The sequence below is a fragment of the Streptomyces sp. NPDC088707 genome, from assembly GCF_044752725.1.
Classification (GTDB): Bacteria; Actinomycetota; Actinomycetes; order Streptomycetales; family Streptomycetaceae; genus Streptomyces.
The window spans coordinates 1-16584 of sequence record NZ_JBIVLV010000018.1 but is presented as its reverse complement, the minus strand read 5'-3'; the positions used below and the strand labels follow the sequence as shown (position 1 = coordinate 16584).

Genomic DNA, 16584 nt, shown 5'->3' with positions numbered 1-16584 from the left:
TGCTGCCGGAATGTCCAGCGCACGAGCGTCTTCATGGCGGGCTCGTTGGCCGGAGGGTTCACGGGGGCGACCCAGCACGGTGGCGGCAGGACTGCCCGTTGCAGCAACGCTTCCTGTCGGCCTGACGATCACTCACCGAAGTCGATTCGTGCTCTCCCGCAATGCGTCTGCGCCTATGCAGGCCTGGACTGTAGTCGGCCGCGTACTGCCGCTGATGCTGAACCGATCCGGAGAGTCGGCGCAGCGCACGGTGCGCCAAGTGCAGGCATGCGTGACGGAGTTGGTGGAGTTCGCCTCTTCTCGAACCGTCGAGGACAGCGTGCTGGGCGAGGTCTGGCTTGACCAGCAACACGTCTTCGTCTCGGTTGAGCACACGCAGCCGCCGTTTGTCGGCAGTCGCCACAGCATGGGAGCGGTCGGAAACATCTCCGACGAGCACGGCACCCACGAGGCACAGAACGCCTACCAGACCTGGGCTGCCATCCGGATCGACTGATCCCGCGGCTGTTCCCACGGGGAACACCGCGACTCAGGCGGCGGCCCATCCCGGAAGTGGGACGGGCTTATAGGGGTCGGACACGTCCCAACCCAGCCATTCCCGATCGACGATCTCTCCGGTCACCAGGCTTACCACGCCCTCAGGGACGATCCTGCGCCGCTCTTCGCGGCGCTTCTCCTTCTTTGCCGACCTCCACAGCCGGTAGTTCCTGCGGTCCCTCGCATGCCGGCGCCGACGGCGTTCCCCGAATCCAGCAGTCCCGCGAGCCTCCGCGGCCAGGCGCAGTGCCGCTTCGGTGGGGTCAAGTCCGGCAGGGCCCGCCAACGAGGGCGCGAGGTAGAACAGGCCTTCTACCTCGACCGCCAGGCCGTCCTCAACCAGCGCACGGGTACGCCGAGCGATGGTCGTACGGTGCAGCCCGGTCAGCCCTTGGAGCGCTGTCGCGCTCAGCCCGTCCACCGGGTCGAGCAGCACGAGAAGGCGAGCACCGCTCGTACCGTGCCCGTATCTGTGGAACGCGTCGTCACCCACCAACCGGGCTAGGGCTTTGGTGTCCGTGTGCACGCCTGGGACACCGTCCCTGCCCCCCCGAAGGCCTGAGGTTGGAGGGTGTCCTGGTCCCGCACCCATGTCACCCTCTTCACGAGGCTGAGTCAGGCGCCACTGAGATCCCTGCTCCGAGCCAGCTCCCGACTTCCTCAGCCGCAGCCAGCCCTTCTCCATCAGCCGTCGATTGCTGTTGGCCGCGGTCTGCTTCGCGCACCCCATCAGCTCGGCCTGCCGGCGAAGCGACAGCTCGTGATCCAGGCCCCCGCCCCGCTCACACTCGGCCAGGCGCACTGTGAGGTTCTTCAGGTCGGTGTCTCCGCCACCCTTGGTCGGCCACTCTGCATCGTCCACGAGGTTGCGGTGCCGCTCTACAGCTTCCCATCCACTTGCGCGACAGGTGATGGCCGGCCGCTGGTCGACGAACTCCCGGGCCTTCAGCAGCATCCCCGTGAGCTTGCCCTCGGCGTACTCCGTGCCCTTGTTCGCACGGAGGCGGCGGGCCCAGCTCCCACCCTCCGTCGGTGCGTACAGAAGGGCGTAGTGGAAGTCGGCAGGCTTCCAGGCTCGGCCGGGCTGGGAGGCGCCGACCGCAAGAGCCATCGTCAGCCTGTAGCCCTCATGACTGTCGTCCCTGCCGGGGTATCGCCCTTCGACGTCGCCGTCGAGCAATAGGTCCGCCATCGCTTGCGACAGACCGCGGCTGACGGTTGCCGCGGTGCGGGGGGAGATAGAGGGACGATGCGGCGATGATGAGCCAGAGATACGGCGACGATCGGTGAATTGTCGGCGCGTCGGCAGGATGGACTGGCCGCGCGCAGGCGCATGGGGCATCATGACTCCGTGCTTCGGGGTTCCGAGCGCACACAAAAGGCCCTCGGTAACGGGGGTTCAGGGATGAACCGGTTAAACCGCACTGGTAATGCGGGGTGCCAACGGGTCCACGCCAGGACCCGAGTAGGAAGCGGCCAGCTCGTCGCCAACGAGTGATCCGCGGACGGAGCTGGACAACGGAAGCCGCTGGTAACGGCGACCGACGATCACAGCCCGTCGGGTAGGGGTTAGGTCACGACGACCTCCACAGGGGGAGAGACGGACGAGCGGATGCCACGATCGCCTGATGCGTAGGGCAGACCTCCGTCGAGGGGGAGACAGCACAGCCCGATCCACCGAAGAACGCACCTAGGCCCACCGGATGCCGGCGCACGACGCGCCGCCCGGTGGGCCTACTCGTTGCGTATCCCCGCCCTCTGGCGGGTACATTGGTGGTCATAGAGACCAGTCCTCTTGCTAGGTCTCCCGAAAGAGCCCCGCCGGGTGCTCTGCTGCGAAGGTTGGGAAGCCTGATTTGCAGCGGAGCGGCGGGGTCTTTTCGGTTGTATGGGCTTGGGGCTACCGCCCGCTCTCCTCGCCGAAGCAAGAAGACACATGATCGCTGACGGTAATCGTGGACACAGACTAGACCTTTCCGTCCCCCGGGCGGGTCATCTTGACGTGCGCGCCGTGTCGGTGAGAGTTAGTCAAGTCGACCGTCCTCGCTTGGCTGCGACCCGGTCGGAAGCCAGGCCGGCTTGGTACTGGGCCAACTCCTTGTCCGGCAGGTAGGCCACGGCCACATCCTCGCGGACGTCCCAGATTGCCCAAGGCAGGGGTCTGCCCTGGTGCATCTGGCCGTCCTGCGCTCGGTGGCGCGCCTCGTAGCGGTCCGGCGGCTGGCGACGGTCGGACAAGGGGCCTGCGGAGGCGAACAGGTCGGAGATCCGCGCCTGCGTCTCCTGTGAGGCGAGCTCAGGCTCGGCCACGGCCGGGCTGTTGCCCTGGGGGAGGGGCCAGTGGTTGCTGTTGACGCCTACAGCGCTCAGCTCTGGCACCGGTGTGCTCGTTGAGCGCGCGAGCCGGTAGACCTGCTGCTCTTCGACCGTGCCCACGCGACGTTCGCCCAGGGCCACGTGGACCTGTTCCAGCTCGACAAGGATGCTCTGGAGGCGGGAGACGTCGCCAACTCTTCGGGCTTCCTCCAGCCGGAAGACGGCGCGATTCCGCCATGCGGTGATGCTTTCCTCCGCCATCTGTTCGTTCCCGAGTCGTCTTGCCGGGCGGGAGAGCACCCGCCCGTGGGGTTGCAGGGGAGCATGCTCGCACTCCCCGTACTCAACTGACATGCCCAACCCGACCATGTTGATAACCGGCCCCATGCCCTTCTTGCGCTGGTGAGTCTTTTCAGCGCGCGAGGAGCAGGCCGCGCTTGCGCGCGGGCACAGAGGAAGGACCGGCCTGGGGCCGGTTATCAAGTTGAATGCAATCCGATCCACCAGGCACCTCACCGTAGTCGAGCGGGCCCATGTTCCAGCCAGTCAGCTTCGCGAGCAGGGCAGTCGGTGCCGGTGCACGCGCATGAACAGTGGCACTTCGCCCTTGCGGTCGACAGTGATCGAGCCCTGTCTGCGGCCGGCACGGACCACCTTCACGGCTTGGTCGACGGGAAGGTCGAAGCAGCGAGCCAACTCTTCGGCGCACAGCCACGTCTCGAACGGAAGCCCGTTGATCCGGTCCGCAACGGGGGTGGCCTCCATGGCTGCCTCCTCCTCACTGGTTGCCCGGGTTGCTCGTCCCCAGGTGTGACCACACACCATAGTGCACACCGCGTCCTGAACGGCTGGGGCGGTGCAATTCGGCCGCATGGACTGAGGGATGAGGGGCAGACGTGACTTGCGGAGGGCCGGTTCCGTAACAGTTTGGCAACTGGCATATGCAGGACGTGGACCCCCGCGGCTGACCGGGGCCGGGGGATTCGCCCGCCTATCTGCGGATCAGAAGCGGGATGAACTGCAACGTACTAGCAGTAGATGATGATTTGCCTCAGCCCATCAGTTTTCGATCTCTCGTGCGAATTGATGGTGGCGGACGTGATCGCGCCTGTCGGAAGATGGCGTTCCTGAGCCCGATCAAGACCGAAGCGAGGCGGTATGCCCTTGACGCCCAGCGCGAGCGCGAACACGTCGTGCAGCGGCGAGTTCGGGCACCCCCTTGAGGCTGCCGCTGCACTCGCTGCCGAGGATCCCAGCAACAAGGCCGCGCTCGCGGAGCTGTTCGATGCCATGTACGAGCCGGTCGTGCGGTTCATGCACGGTCGCATCCAAGACCCCGTCACCGCCGAGGACTTGGCGCAGGAGGTCTTCGTCAAGATCGTGCAGAACATCCACACCTACACCGGAGGCGGAATCTGGGCGTGGGTCTGGACCATCGCTCGAAACGTCTACGTCGACTACTTCCGGCCGATGAAGAACCGTGGATTCGAACAGCCGACCGGTGACTTCTGGCACCTGGACGCTCCCAGCACGGAGATGGGCCCAGAGGAGATTGCCGAGTGGAACGACCTGCGTACGGCGATCAAGGACAAGCTGAACAAACTCCCCGAAGCGCAGCACATGGTGCTCGCCCTCCGCATTACCTGCGGGTACACAACCGCAGAGACCGCGCAGATCATGGGCAAAGCTGTGGGTACGATTCGGGTGTTGCAGTGCCGTGCGCTCGCTAAGCTCCGCCGCCTGATGCCGGATCGTGACAGCAACCTGGCAATGTATCTGCTGTCCGCCTCCGACTTGGAGCGGAAAGTGGGCGAGCGAGCGACGCCCGTCAGGCTGAGGGAGAAGAACGATGTTGGGTCGCAGGGATAGCGCCGTCGCAGCGCAGCTAGACAGCTGCCTGTCCGGCGACGCCGCACCTGAAGACCCCTCGATAGCCGGGATGGTGCTGGCATCAGCCGCGCTCCGCCCGCGGCGCCATCTCAGTGAGGCGGCCCGTCAACGCGCCTTCGACAGCATGATGCGCGAAGTGGACCGCCGGGCCCGGCCCTGCGTGGGCAACCAGGTCGAGGACCTTGCTGACCCCGGCGTGCACGCTCGGGTGGCCGAGGCCGGCCCCGGCATTCGCCTGACCGTCTCGGACATCGAGCCCGTCAGCGACGAGCGCCTGGAGGAGATCGCCGCTCGGCTCGCCGCACGCTTGGGCCAGAACGCGCCGGACCGCAACCAGTGAATCGAGCCTCAAACGAACTTCGTGTCCTCGAAGAGGACATGGGCGGAGACGCGGTCACCTTCGAGAAGAAGGAGGAAGGCGTCACCTACCTGTTCGTCCGCCCCGGGCAGTCCTTCGAGTACGCGGTCAAGAACGTATTGCAGGCCATTGAGGGCATGACGCTGCGGCGGGCACAGGCACTTGTCCGTGACCACTGCCCGAGCATCATCGACATGAACGAAAGGCTCGGCACCGACCAGGTCGTACCTCGCTTCGAGGCCGCTCCTGACGCCGGCGTCGTTCCGGCTGTTCCCATGAAGGAGACCGGACAGCACCGGCGGCCGCGCCCGCCGCGGTGGGCGAAGGTGGCGGCCGTGGCCGCGCCCGCGCTTGCCGGCGGCATGCTCATAGCCCAGTGGCTCAATCCCGACGCGAAGTCCGTTGCCAACGGTGAAGGCACGTCCATCAGCCAGGGCGACAAGGCAGCCGCGCACACCTTCCGCGACCCAGCGTTCCAGAAGATCGCAGAAGGCGGCCGGATGAAGTGCGATCCGGTCGGCGCCTACGAGGCGAAGTGCGTGGATGCCGACGGGCAGGTCATGTACAGCGAGGCTTCAGTCGGCACCTCGACAGCGTTCACGTTCTCTTACGACCGGGAGAAGATCGGCTTCCGTCTGTTCCCAGACGTTGAATCGGCCGAAGCGTGGGCGGCCGAAGAGGCGAACCAGAATCTCTACCAGAACGTGAAGCTGTACGGCCGCGTCGTCCTCTGGGGCACCGATGACGGCCGCCTCAACGAGTGGGGCGACACCCTCTCCCAGCAGACGGCTCAGCCCGGTGCCCCCGGTGGGCCCGGCATGATGTCCATGACCGCCGTTTCGAACCCGTTCGCTGCGTTGCCGGACCGGCTGGCCTTCCTAGCCTTCGGTACCCTCGGCGTCACTCAGGAAGCTATTCACCAGGCCGTTCTCAGTTCTGACTCGAACTCGGAGCAGCTCCTGCGCGCTGTTGAGCTCGTGTTGGGAGGCGCTGGCCGCAGCATGCTCGGTCTCGTCCCGTCCGGCGCGGCCGACGCGGTCGCCATAGTTGCCGACGCTCCGAGCTCCACGGGCAGCGCCACCGAAGTTCACACGGCCACCGATCCGGTACCTGCCCCGCCTCCGGCTACCAACGAAGAGACGGCCCTCCCACCAGCCCCGGAGCGCACGCCGAAGGCTCCCACGGAGTCGAGCCCGCCAACCGATCCTGTGCAGCCGGCTCCCATTGAGTCTGTCCCGGTAGAACCGACGCTCCCGCCGAAAGGGTCGGCACCTGGGCCCGCCCCCGTGCCGACGCCAGCACCCGAGCCCGAACCGGACGCGGTTGTACCGGAGCCTGTTCCTGTCGTCCCTGAGCGCCCTGAAGCACCGCAGCCGCTACCCGAGCCGCCCGTCGAGGCTCGTCCGCCGGAAACGGTTCCGGCTCCCCCTGTGGAGGAGGAGCCGGAAGACGACGGGCTCGGCATGGACACGCTGCCCGTGGAGTGGGCCGCCTAGAACGGCGGTTCCCGCTGCGCTCCGGCCCCGCCTGCCCACTGATCGGGCGCCGGGCCGGACAAACCCCGCTGCACCGACACCTTGGTCACCTTCGCCGTGGCCCTGGATAGAGCCGGTCCGACCTCTTCGACGTCCAGCTCGTAGACGGTCCGCTTCACCCCCTCGCGGTCGTCGTAGGTGCGCTGCTTCAGGCGACCCTGCACGATGACTCGGGTGCCGCGCGTCAGTGACTCGGCGACGTTCTCTGCCGCCTGTCGCCAGACCGAGCAGGACAGGAAGAGCGCGTCGCCGTCCTTCCACTCGTTGGTCTGGCGGTCGAAGGTGCGCGGGGTGGACGCGATGCGGAACTTCGCGACCGCGGAGCCGGACGGGGTGAAACGCAGCTCGGGGTCGTCGACCAGATTGCCGACGATGGTGATGACGGTCTCGCCTGCCACTGATGGGCCTTTCGAGGAGGAGGGGCCGCCGGCCCGCGCGTGCGGGCCGGCGGGGTGGTCAGGAGAAGAGACGCTTCCAGGTGAGCGGGCCGGGCAGCCCGTCGGCGTCGCCTCGCAGATCCTTGTGCGAGCGCTGGAATGCTTGGACGTTCAGCCGGTCGGGATCCCCCCACGTCTCGGACGGGCCGACGCGGTAGTGGCTGCCGAAGCCCTTGGCGACCAGGCGCTCGCCGAGCTGCTTGACGAACCGGTTGGACTTGCCGGGGCCGAACTTGTCGCGGCCGGGGAAGGCGGGGGGAGTCGGCTGGGGCTTCGGCGTGGTCGAGCCCCCGCCGGCCGGCGGCTTCCCGCCACCGTTGAGCTTCGCGACGATCGCCTTGGCCTTCGCCAGGATCCGGGCGAAGGGGATGCTGCCCGGGTCGCCGTGGGCGTTCTCCGGGGCGTGGAGGTGGCCGCAGATGCCCTTGAACGCGGTCCACTCGGCGAAGGTCATGCGTGCCGAAGTGGCGCCGTAGGACGACGGGTAGGCCGGCCACTCCGACGGGCCCCGGAGCGGGATGCCCATGTGGACGTTCATCCAGGCGATCAGCTCGGCGAGGGCGTCGTAGGCCCACTCCGGGGCGTCCGGCCAGTAGATGTAGTCGACGCCGGCGCGGAGTTTGCCCCAGGTCGTCTTGTGCTTCGGGTCGCAGGTGCCGATGAGTTCGAGCTGGATGACGTTGAGGGTGTTGGTCTCGACGCCGCCGGGCTGGTTCACCAGGGCGCGCGCCGAACGGTTCAGCGCGAAGTGCTGGTAGATGTCGAACCGCTTCGTGGTGAAGTTCGGCCGGGCGGTGAGGTTCGGTGCGTCCCGGCCGTCGCGGTAGGAGACGATGCCGGTCCCCTCGGTGGTGTGCAGGGCCAGCACGTTCGGGTCCATCAGGTCGCCCTGGTACGAGTCGCCGTACCAGTGCGAGCCGCGGATCGAGCCCGGGTAGAGGGTGGTAGTCATGGGTGCTTCCTCCGGAGCCAGGGGGCGGTGAGGGAGCACCGTGGGCTCTGGCCGGGGGTAGCGTCCCGGGCTCACTCCGCGCCCGGGTCGTCCAGGTCGTCGCCCTGGTCGTCGTCGGGGTACTGGAGTGCGTGCAGAGTTCCGGCAAGGCGGGTGGCCAGGTCGGCGGCCGGGCCGCTGTGCTCGACGGCGACGGGACCGCCGGCGGCGCCCGTCAGCTCGACCTCCAGGTGGTCGTCCTTGCCGTACTGCTTGCGGTGCTGCCGTTCCAGGTACCAGGCGGCTGCGCGCCAGTCCGGGGGAGTGGTGATGGTCTCCTCCAGCACCTTGCCGGTGTGCGGGTCGAACTTCCGGTGCGTGGTGACGATGCCGCCGCGGCTGGCCCGGCGGATGTCGAGGGCGGCGGAGAGCGCGGCCGCGGCGCGGGCACGCTCCACGGCCTCGTAGAACTCGACGAACCGGTCGAGTTCGGGGTCCGGGTCGGAGCCGGCGGACCGGTCGACGGCCTCGGTGCGGCCGTACGCCATCCAGCGCAGGAAGCTGGCCCGTGAAACCCCTGCCGCCACCGCTGCCAGGTCGACGGCGAGTCCCGCCCGGCTGGCCTCGATCAGGCGCGCCTCGACCTCCGGCGTGAGCAGCCGGGCGCGCGCCGGAGTGGCGGAGCGGCGTTCTTTGCGGCGGGACATGGCGGGGAACGTAGATCGGCGGCCGGACTACCGTCCCGGGCTGAACAGATGGCCGCAGGCGGGGCAGCAGGTGGAGCCCTCGCGCTCGTTGTCGCCGGTGTCGGCGTATCCGTCGTCGGGGAAGTCGTCTGCGCCCATGTCGCGCTCTGGAGTCTCGGTGCCGTCCGGGCCCTGGGGCAGTTGCTCGGGGTCGACCTCGCGCAGCAGCTGCTCCATCTCGTCGTCGGCGATGCACAGCGAGTCGAAGAGGTCGGCGTCCGATGTCGCGAGGTCTTCCAGGATCTCGGCGAGTGCGTGGGAGTCCCATCCGCCGGCGGCGCCGAGCCGGTTGAGGAGGATCAGGACGGCGTGGGCCTGGCGGTCGTTGCCGGAGGCCCAGCCGCGGGTGACGGGGACGAGCCATCCGCCGTCGTCGTCCAGCAGCAGGCCGTCGGGGATCGGCTCGCCGCGGACCTGCATCTCGATCAGGGCTTCGCGGCGGCCGTGCCCGGCGATGACGAGGCTGGTGCGCTCGTCCACGACGGGGGTGTCGATGAACCCGTGGTCCTTGATGGACTGGATGATCCGCTCGACCTCGTGCCGCTTGGGGTTGGCGGGGTCTGCCGGGAGGTCGGTCAGCGGGATGTAGCTGATGTAGCGGGGGGCGGGGAGTCCCACGGGTGCTCCTGGTGCGCGGCTGGGGCCGATGTGTGAGGAGCGGCCGGGTGGTCAGCGAGCCCGCGGACTTCAACCGCGGCGCCCCGGCTCGCTACCGGGGCATGCCGTCATGGCCGGACCGTGCGGCCGCTCCTCGGCCGGCGCCGCCCCACGTGTCCGGACGGGGCGGCGCCGGGGCCCGGTCGGGGAGGTCGGCGGTTGCGCGTCCGCCGGCTCCTGTCGGGGCCGGGAGGAAGGAAGTCATCTGACGCGCGACTATGTCCTGGCGAGCGGATTGGACATGGTGTACAGTTCGAAATTGTGGCCGCACGAGCGAGCAGCCACACCGGGTCTGGTGTAACGAATTCGGGTCTCACTCCGTCCATATGACGGAAGGCCACGAGCGCCAGCCCCTCAACGCTCCAAAGCGGGTCCCTGACCTGCACACCAGAGAGGTACGAAGCGATGCCCGAAGAGGACAACGCAACCACGGTCGCCACGAGCGACCTGGCGCTGAGGGCTGCGGTCGCCTACCGCGTACTGAAGCGAGTCGCGGAGATCTGCGACCCCGTCATCGAAGCCAACGCCGAACGTATCCGGCAGGACAAGGGCTCCCGCAGCAGGACGGCCGAGCTGCCCGCCATCGAGGGAACCGCCCCCCTGCCGCTGGGCACCTTCACCCGCAAGATGGCGAAGCCGAAGTGGGCCGTCACCGACGAGAGTGCGCTCCTCGACTACGCCGACGAGAAGGGCGAGACCGACTACACCGTCCGCCCCTCGTTCCGCACGGCACTCCTCAAGCGTGTGACGCTGGACCCGACGTCGGGCAAGGCCATCGACATCACGGGCGAGATCGTGGAAGGGCTGACGTACATCCCCGGCGGCCTGACGGACACCGTCAGCCCCAGCTGGGACGACGTCGGCATTGCTGCTCTGGACGACCTGCTGGGCTTCGTGGACGTGGCCCTCGAACGCCTTCCCGAGCTGACGGCCGCCGACTTCTCCCTGCCCGTCCTGGAGGCTGCGGAATGAGGCGCACTTCCCAGGTCCCGTGCTCGGCCGTCGACCCGAACTTCTGGTTCCCCGACGCCGCTGACGTACAGGGGATCGCTGACGCCAAGAAGGTCTGCCAGCAGTGCCCCGGCCGGGAGGCGTGCCTTGAGCGTGCACTCTCCGCCGAGGGCCGCGTGGCCGAAGGCATCGCCGGCGGTCTCACCGGGGACGAGCGGCGCGCGCTGATCGAGGAGCGGCAGTTGGGCAAGGCGCTGCCGTACAACGTCGGCCCCATCCCGCCCAAGCGCCAGCGCATCCCGGCCGCCTCCTGAACTTCCGCACTCCCTGCCCGCCCCCGCTGCTCCACGTGCGGGGGCTCGGGCACACCTCCCGCAAGGAACCACTCGTGATCCCCAGCGACACCCGCTTGGCGCTGATCGACCTCGCCACCGATAAGGCCGAGACCGCCCAGCTCAGTGCGGCCACGCTCACCGCCTTCGTGATGCACCTGCGGAGCAAGAACCTCGACCCCCGCGAATGGCACCGCTGCGACGACTTCGCCGCGTCCGTCGGCATCACGCCCCACCAGGCCCGCACGGCGGTTGGCCAGCTCGTGCGCGCCGCGCTGCTGGAGCGGGACATCGTCCCGCGGCGGCGCGGCCAGCAGGATTCCCGCTACGTCGTCTACCGCCTCGCCCCTCAGGACGTCCAGGAAGGAGCGGGCCAGTGACCAGCCAGGAGGTCGGCGAACTCGATGAGCAGTTCGAGGTTGTGGTCGGCCGCAAGGCGCCGTTCTCCATGGTCCCCGACTGGGTGACCCTGTTCCCGGGGAGCAAGAGCCACCCGAAGTACCGGGGCAAGATCCTCTCGCCGACGGCGAAGGCCGTCTACGCCGTGCTGGCCATGCACGTGAACGTCGCCCGCGGGGACAGCACCTGCTGGCCCTCCCGCAAGAGCATCGCCGGGATCCTGGGATTCTCGCGCGAGCAGTCGGTCGACCCGTACCTGAAGGAGCTGGACGCGGCCGACGCGATCGACCGCGAGCCCATGACCCGGCCGAACGGCTGCAAGGGCGTGCGCTACGTCGTCCACCAGATGCCGCCCGCCGGGTACGACGGCGAGGAAACCGTGGGCCAGCACTACAAGAACCGGCGCGACGAGGAGGTGTTGAAGATGTCCGCCGGCCCCGGCCGTCCCCGCAAGGAGCCCGACGCACAGCCGGTTTCCGAGCCGGCCGACGACTCGGTGGAGACCGAAGCCGACGCCGGCGTTCGCGCAGTCGCTGAACGGTGGTGGGCCGAGGCGCAGGAGCTGGTCACGCAGGGGCAGCTCGCCCCGCTCGCGACCGACCGGCAGACGGAGCGTGCGAAGGCCAACCTGACGCAGCGGATCCGGGACGCCTTCGCCGCTGGGCACGACACGCTGCTCATCGAGATGGTGCTCCGCGAGCTCGGTCAGTGGGGCCCGGCGAAGTCCCGGTTCGAGTCCACGCTCAAGCGCATGCAGGGCAAGACGCCCGAGGAGCTCGCGCTCGACAAGCAGGCCCAGCTGGGCGCGAAGAAGTGGTGGGAGGAAGCCGAAAAGCTCGTCGCGGCGAAGAAGATGGGGCCGCTGATGTCGGAGACGGAGCGGCAGCGGACCGGGTACTTCCACAACCTGCGCACCAAGATCCGTGCAGCGCTCGCAGCCGGTTACGACTCTCGCCAGATCTGGAAGGCGCTGGGTGAGATCGGCGAGTGGTCGCCTGCCAAGCGCGAGTTCGACCGGGCGCTGCGGCGGGTCTCCGGGGTCCGTACCCCCGGGCCGCGCGACGGCCGCGCCCCGCTGTTCACCAACGACCAGTGGAAGCGCGATCCGCAGGACCAGTCGGACGGCACGCCCGCAAGCCCGTCCGCCGGCCCCGACCTGAGCGCCTTCGGCATCCAGATCGATGCCCCCATCTGACCAGTCCACGAACGAAAGGAGGACCGACGACATGTCCCTCACCATGCCCGCGCCCGCCATCCCGGAGGCCCGGCAGCCGGTACTCGCCGGAGGAGCGATGTCCGCCGTCGCCGACATCCTCCGCCGCCGAGGCCTCGACCCCGGCAAGGCCGCGCACACCGAGGACCGGCCGGACAGCACCAACGAGTACCAGCGGGACGTGTACCGGCAGGCTTGGGTGAACTCCCTGCGCCTGTCCGGCCACGCCGACTACGCGCGCTACCGCCTGGAGGCCCTCGACGCCGGGCAGCACCCGAAGGCGCTCCGCAAGTTTGTTCATGACATCGCGGCTGCCAGGGACTTCCGCAGGGAAGAAGCCCGCAAGCCGGAGGGCGAGCGGAGGACGGTGCGGCTGCCCGTTCAGCACCTGCTGGCCTACGGGTCGGTCGGGGCGGGCAAGACGGTCGCCGCGGTGGCGGCCGGTTCGTTCGCCGTGGAGCGCGGCCTGATGGTCCGCTTCGTCTCCCACGCCACGTTCCTGCACTGGCTCCGGCCGAACTGCGCGCCGGCAGGCCTGACCCCGACGCAGGTCGTGGAGCGGTACGAGCGATGCGACCTGTTGATTCTGGACGACCTGTGCCAGGAGATGGACGAGTACGCCACGAACCACGTACGTACGCACACCTCGAACCTGATCACGTCCCGACTGAACTCCCAGCGGGCGACGCTGTTCACGACGAACCTCGACTCCGACCAGGTCGCGCACGTGCTCGGTGACCGGCTGGCTTCACGCATCGGCCAGAACGCACAGGTGGCGGAGATGCTGGGAGCGGACCGCCGTCAGCCGAAGACCTGGGGAACGAGGCGGACATTCTGATGGGGGATGCGGAACGAGAACGGCCGAAAGCCGCGCCGTGATCTAGGCTGTCGAGCGATCGGTGCGCTCACGAGCGAGAGCGCAGCGCCAACGCTCCAGGAGGACAGCTTCGTGACCCCACCACTCGCGGCCGGCTTCGCCATGATGTCCGAGGCGGAGATCCGCTCAGCTGAACGCACCCTTAAGGCAGGGACCTGGGCAATCACCGCCGGGGCCCTGCTCTTCAGCGTGCTCACTGTCACGCCACTTGTCCGCGCGGTCAGTCCGGCCGGCTGGGAGTGGACCGCTCCCATCCTGCCGCTCGTCGTGGACGCCGCGGTGATCATCGTCGTTCGCCTCGACTCGGTGATCTCCCGCCTGGGAGGAAGTGGCGGCGCGTGGCCCGCGCTCTTGCGCTGGATGACGGGCGTGATGACCCTCGCCCTGAACGTCGGCAACAGCGCTCTTCACCGCGACTGGGTCGGCATGGCCATCCACTCCGTCGCCCCGCTTCTGCTGATCGTCACCGCCGAGGCGGGGCTTGCCTACCGGCGCGCCATCAGCACTGCCCTGGCCCGCATCGCTCGCGAGCAAGCCGCGGTCGCCGAGCAGGAGCGCGCCGACCGGGACGCCGAGGAGCAGCGGCAGCGGGATGAGCGCGAGCGTGTACGTGCCGCCGAGGAGCAGCGGGAGCGGGAAGCCCGGGACCTCGCGGCCGCGCAGCAGCGCGAGGCGGCCGATCGGGAAGCGGCTCGCCTGCGGGACGAGCGGGAGCACACGCTGGCCCTGGAGAAGGAGCGCACGGCTCGCGAGGACGCCGCCCGCAAGGCGGCAGCCGAGCAGGAGGCGCGGGAGCTTGCCGCCCGGATGGAGCAGGAGAAGGCCGCTCGGGAGCACGCATGGGCCGTGGAACGGCAGCGAGCTGAGTGGGAGGCTGCTGAGCGGCTGCGGCAGGAGCAGCGCGAGGACCAGCTGCGCCGTGAGGAAGCGGCACGCGCCGAGCGCGAGCGGCAGGTGTCGATGTCGGCGGTCGTGGTACCGGCGGCACGGCCGGCAAGGCAGGTCGTCACCACGCCGGCGGCCGCCCACAAGCCTGGCCGAGTGGTCGAGTCGGTCGTCATGACGAACGAGTTCACCGGCATGACTCGCGACGACGCGGAGGCGGCTCTCTTCAAGCTCTACCGCGACGCTCGGGACGCGAGCACCTACGCCGACTGGGAGGACGATCCGCTGGCCGCGCCAGGAGGGCTTTTCTGCGGCAGCAACCTGGGCCGACGGCTTGGTCGCTCGGACGCCTCCGGGCGAGCCAAGGTGAAGCCGAAGTTCGAGAAGCAGTACGGCGACTACCTGCGCGCGAAGACTGTTGAGCGGGAGCTAGTGGGCGTCGGCTGACCCTCAGAGTCACTCCGTCCCCGGCGGCGGGCACCTCCACGAGGGGGTGCCCGCCGTCACCGTTTCCCCGTTCCACCCTGTGCGGCCACAGTGCTAAACTGAACACCATGTCCAAGGAGGATGCAAGCCCTCCCTGCGGCAGAACATGCCCCGGTACGAGCAAGCCGCGGGCACACAACGCTCCACAGCCAGCCAGGAGGACGGTCTACACATGGCCGACATGACCAGCGTGGCCGACGACGCCACAGAGATTCCCCCCCTCTCCGTCGATGAGGCCATGATCGCCGTCATGCGGGAGATCGGACCCGTCGGGAAGAACGGCCGGAACAAGGACCAGAACTACGCCTTCCGCGCTCAGGAGGACATCGTGGCTGCCGCGCGCGGGCCGATGGCCCGGCACGGCCTGCGCATGCTTCCCAAGATCGTCGGCCACGAGCACTTCGTCCGCGGCAAGATGAACGTTGCGGTCATCGAGGTGGAGTACACCTTCCGTGGCCCCTCCGGCGACACGATGCCGCCGATCCTCGTCATCGGCGAGGGCGCGGACCCGTCCGACAAGGCCAGCAACAAGGCCATGACTGCGGCCATGAAGTACGCGATGATCCAGTCCTTCCAGATCGGTGACGGAGCCGACGACGGTGACCGTGACCATCCGGCCGCCATCAGAGGCCCGCTCGACTGGTACATCGAGCAGATCCAGGACTCGAAGATCTGGTACAACGCGGAGGCCCTGCGCAAGCTGCGCGACAAGGCGATTGACCAGGGGGTCGCTGACCTCCAGATGCCGGACGAACCGCTGACCTTCCGCCAGGTCGTGGAACAGCAGGGACGCAAGCTGCTCGCGGAGCAGCAGGAGAAGGTCCAGCGCCGAGCCGAAGAGGCCGGCGCCGCCCATGCACAGTTGCTGGCTGAGCACCCCGACCCGCCCACTCACTACGAGGACGAGTGGTCGCAGGCCACCCCCGCCCGCCAGGCGCCGCCGCAGGCGACCCGGCGTCCGGCACCTCCGCCTCCGGCCGCGCCGCAGCCCGACCCGCTCCCCGACGCAGCACGCGTGCAGCACGAGTACGCCAAGGCCGTGGCCAACCCGACGTACGGACAGCAGGCGCTGCACGACATGCGCTCGCACTACGGGGTGGGCCCGCTCGCCCAGACGTCCATCGCCACCGAGCGATTCGGCACGGTGGACGCCAACAGCGCCATCACCATGGCCCTGATGGACTGGGAAGAAATCGCCCGCGCGCACATGAGCCCCACGCCGGCGCCCAGCGCACCGCAGCCGCCCGCCGCCGACACGATCCCGGCTGCTTTCCCCCTTCGGCTGGCCCCGGAGACGTCAGACACCAGCGAGCGGGCACGCGGCCGGCTGATCGCGGAAGCGCAGATGCAGGCGCAGTTCCTCGGCATCGACACGCTGGAGTACGTCGCCGATCTCCTGCCGCCCGGCGCAACCGACATCGAGCAGGTGGCGGGAGGCAGCCGCCTGATGAACCTGGTCAGCGAGCACCGCCCTCAGGTCGTGGCCGCCTTCACCCAGGCCGGCATGACCCAGGCGGCGGCCGCGTACGCCGCGTTCGGCACCAGGGTTCCCGCACCAGGGATCAACAAGTTCCTCGCCGACATCCTCAAGGTGACGTGACGTGATGTGACGCGCCCCCTGGCCTGGAGTTCGGCCGGGGGCGCGGTTCGCCGACCCGGTTACGACGTCACGTCACGTCATGCCGCCGCCGCAGGGGTACGGGGTACGCCGCTCGGCAGAGGTACGGGGTACGCGCTTCCAAGCCTCGACGGGGTACGGGTACGGGGCGCGCGGGTGAGGTACGGGGTACGCATCCCAGCGAGGGTACGGGTACGGGCACCGCCGAACCGGGGCGTGTGGGGTACGGGGTACGGGTGCCCTCCAGGCCCCGGTACGAGGTACGGGCTCGCCTGGGTTCGAAGGTCGAGGTACGACCGTTGCGGGCGGGGGGGGGGGGGGGGGCCCCGGGGGGGCCCCCCCCCCCCCCCGCCCCGGGGGGGGGGGGTGGGGGCCCCCCCCCCCCCACAAAAAGGAGCGGGCCCCCCGATCACCCA

17 protein-coding genes and 1 pseudogene are annotated in these 16584 nt (G+C 69.0%); 11 read left to right on the top strand and 7 right to left on the bottom strand.

The annotated features are described in order from the left end of the window. Window positions 1–79 precede the first annotated feature (79 nt). Entirely contained in the window at window positions 80–496 is a 417-nt protein-coding gene (locus tag ACIP84_RS36440) for a hypothetical protein (protein WP_401804201.1), read from the top strand. A 33-nt stretch (window positions 497–529) separates the two neighbouring features. Here the strand turns inward: ACIP84_RS36440 and ACIP84_RS36435 are convergent, their stop codons facing one another. The 3 genes from ACIP84_RS36435 to ACIP84_RS36425 form a co-directional block, all read right to left on the bottom strand. Continuing rightward, on the bottom strand, window positions 530–1729 hold the full coding sequence (locus ACIP84_RS36435) for a hypothetical protein (protein ID WP_401804200.1): 1200 nt from the start codon (window positions 1727–1729) through the stop codon (window positions 530–532). An 836-nt stretch (window positions 1730–2565) separates the two neighbouring features. Continuing rightward, entirely contained in the window at window positions 2566–3114 is a 549-nt protein-coding gene (locus ACIP84_RS36430; RefSeq protein ID WP_401804197.1) for a hypothetical protein, read from the bottom strand. Between the two features lie 285 nt (window positions 3115–3399). Beyond that, entirely contained in the window at window positions 3400–3618 is a 219-nt protein-coding gene (locus ACIP84_RS36425; protein WP_401804194.1) for a hypothetical protein, read from the bottom strand. Window positions 3619–4017: 399 nt separating this feature from the next. Between ACIP84_RS36425 and ACIP84_RS36420 the strand changes: the two genes are divergently transcribed. From ACIP84_RS36420 to ACIP84_RS36410, 3 genes are all read left to right on the top strand, one after another. Beyond that, complete coding sequence (locus tag ACIP84_RS36420; RefSeq protein WP_401804191.1) at window positions 4018–4722, top strand: RNA polymerase sigma factor; 705 nt, start codon at window positions 4018–4020, stop codon at window positions 4720–4722. A gap of 70 nt (window positions 4723–4792) precedes the next feature. Continuing rightward, complete coding sequence (locus ACIP84_RS36415; protein WP_401804188.1) at window positions 4793–5083, top strand: hypothetical protein; 291 nt, start codon at window positions 4793–4795, stop codon at window positions 5081–5083. A 38-nt stretch (window positions 5084–5121) separates the two neighbouring features. Next, window positions 5122–6597 carry a hypothetical protein gene (locus ACIP84_RS36410; RefSeq protein WP_401804185.1) on the top strand — a complete coding sequence of 492 codons (1476 nt, stop codon included), beginning with the start codon at window positions 5122–5124 and terminating at the stop codon, window positions 6595–6597. 76 nt (window positions 6598–6673) lie between these two features. Here ACIP84_RS36410 and ACIP84_RS36405 read toward each other — a convergent pair. From ACIP84_RS36405 to ACIP84_RS36390, 4 genes and pseudogenes are all read right to left on the bottom strand, one after another. After that, window positions 6674–7034: pseudogene (locus ACIP84_RS36405) on the bottom strand (single-stranded DNA-binding protein); the annotation flags it as partial. A gap of 58 nt (window positions 7035–7092) precedes the next feature. Then, window positions 7093–8025 carry a peptidoglycan-binding protein gene (locus ACIP84_RS36400; RefSeq protein WP_401804183.1) on the bottom strand — a complete coding sequence of 311 codons (933 nt, stop codon included), beginning with the start codon at window positions 8023–8025 and terminating at the stop codon, window positions 7093–7095. Between the two features lie 71 nt (window positions 8026–8096). Continuing rightward, on the bottom strand, window positions 8097–8711 hold the full coding sequence (locus ACIP84_RS36395) for a hypothetical protein (protein WP_401804180.1): 615 nt from the start codon (window positions 8709–8711) through the stop codon (window positions 8097–8099). A 27-nt stretch (window positions 8712–8738) separates the two neighbouring features. Continuing rightward, the gene (locus ACIP84_RS36390; protein WP_401804178.1) at window positions 8739–9368 is read right to left on the bottom strand and encodes a ParB N-terminal domain-containing protein; all 630 of its coding nucleotides are present in this window, start codon (window positions 9366–9368) and stop codon (window positions 8739–8741) included. A 444-nt stretch (window positions 9369–9812) separates the two neighbouring features. Here ACIP84_RS36390 and ACIP84_RS36385 point away from each other — a divergent pair, with 444 nt between their 5' ends. The 7 genes from ACIP84_RS36385 (at window position 9813) to ACIP84_RS36355 (ending at window position 16150) form a co-directional block, all read left to right on the top strand. After that, window positions 9813–10379, top strand: coding sequence for a hypothetical protein (locus ACIP84_RS36385; protein ID WP_401804176.1), 567 nt, complete (start codon window positions 9813–9815; stop codon window positions 10377–10379). Beyond that, window positions 10376–10672: a WhiB family transcriptional regulator gene (locus ACIP84_RS36380; RefSeq protein WP_401804173.1), complete on the top strand. Its 297-nt coding sequence runs from the start codon at window positions 10376–10378 to the stop codon at window positions 10670–10672. The genes ACIP84_RS36385 and ACIP84_RS36380 overlap by 4 nt, the downstream gene beginning before the upstream one ends. A gap of 74 nt (window positions 10673–10746) precedes the next feature. Continuing rightward, complete coding sequence (locus tag ACIP84_RS36375; RefSeq protein WP_401804170.1) at window positions 10747–11070, top strand: hypothetical protein; 324 nt, start codon at window positions 10747–10749, stop codon at window positions 11068–11070. Beyond that, window positions 11067–12284, top strand: a complete 1218-nt coding sequence (locus ACIP84_RS36370) for a hypothetical protein (RefSeq protein WP_401804168.1) — start codon at window positions 11067–11069, stop codon at window positions 12282–12284. The genes ACIP84_RS36375 and ACIP84_RS36370 overlap by 4 nt, the downstream gene beginning before the upstream one ends. A 31-nt stretch (window positions 12285–12315) precedes the next feature. Next, window positions 12316–13140 (top strand): ATP-binding protein, encoded by an 825-nt coding sequence (locus ACIP84_RS36365; RefSeq protein ID WP_401804165.1) that lies wholly within the window; start codon window positions 12316–12318, stop codon window positions 13138–13140. Window positions 13141–13251: 111 nt separating this feature from the next. Beyond that, window positions 13252–14511 (top strand): DUF2637 domain-containing protein, encoded by a 1260-nt coding sequence (locus tag ACIP84_RS36360; protein ID WP_401804163.1) that lies wholly within the window; start codon window positions 13252–13254, stop codon window positions 14509–14511. Between the two features lie 211 nt (window positions 14512–14722). Beyond that, complete coding sequence (locus tag ACIP84_RS36355) at window positions 14723–16150, top strand: ERF family protein (RefSeq protein ID WP_401804161.1); 1428 nt, start codon at window positions 14723–14725, stop codon at window positions 16148–16150. The last annotated feature ends 434 nt before the right edge of the window (window positions 16151–16584 follow it).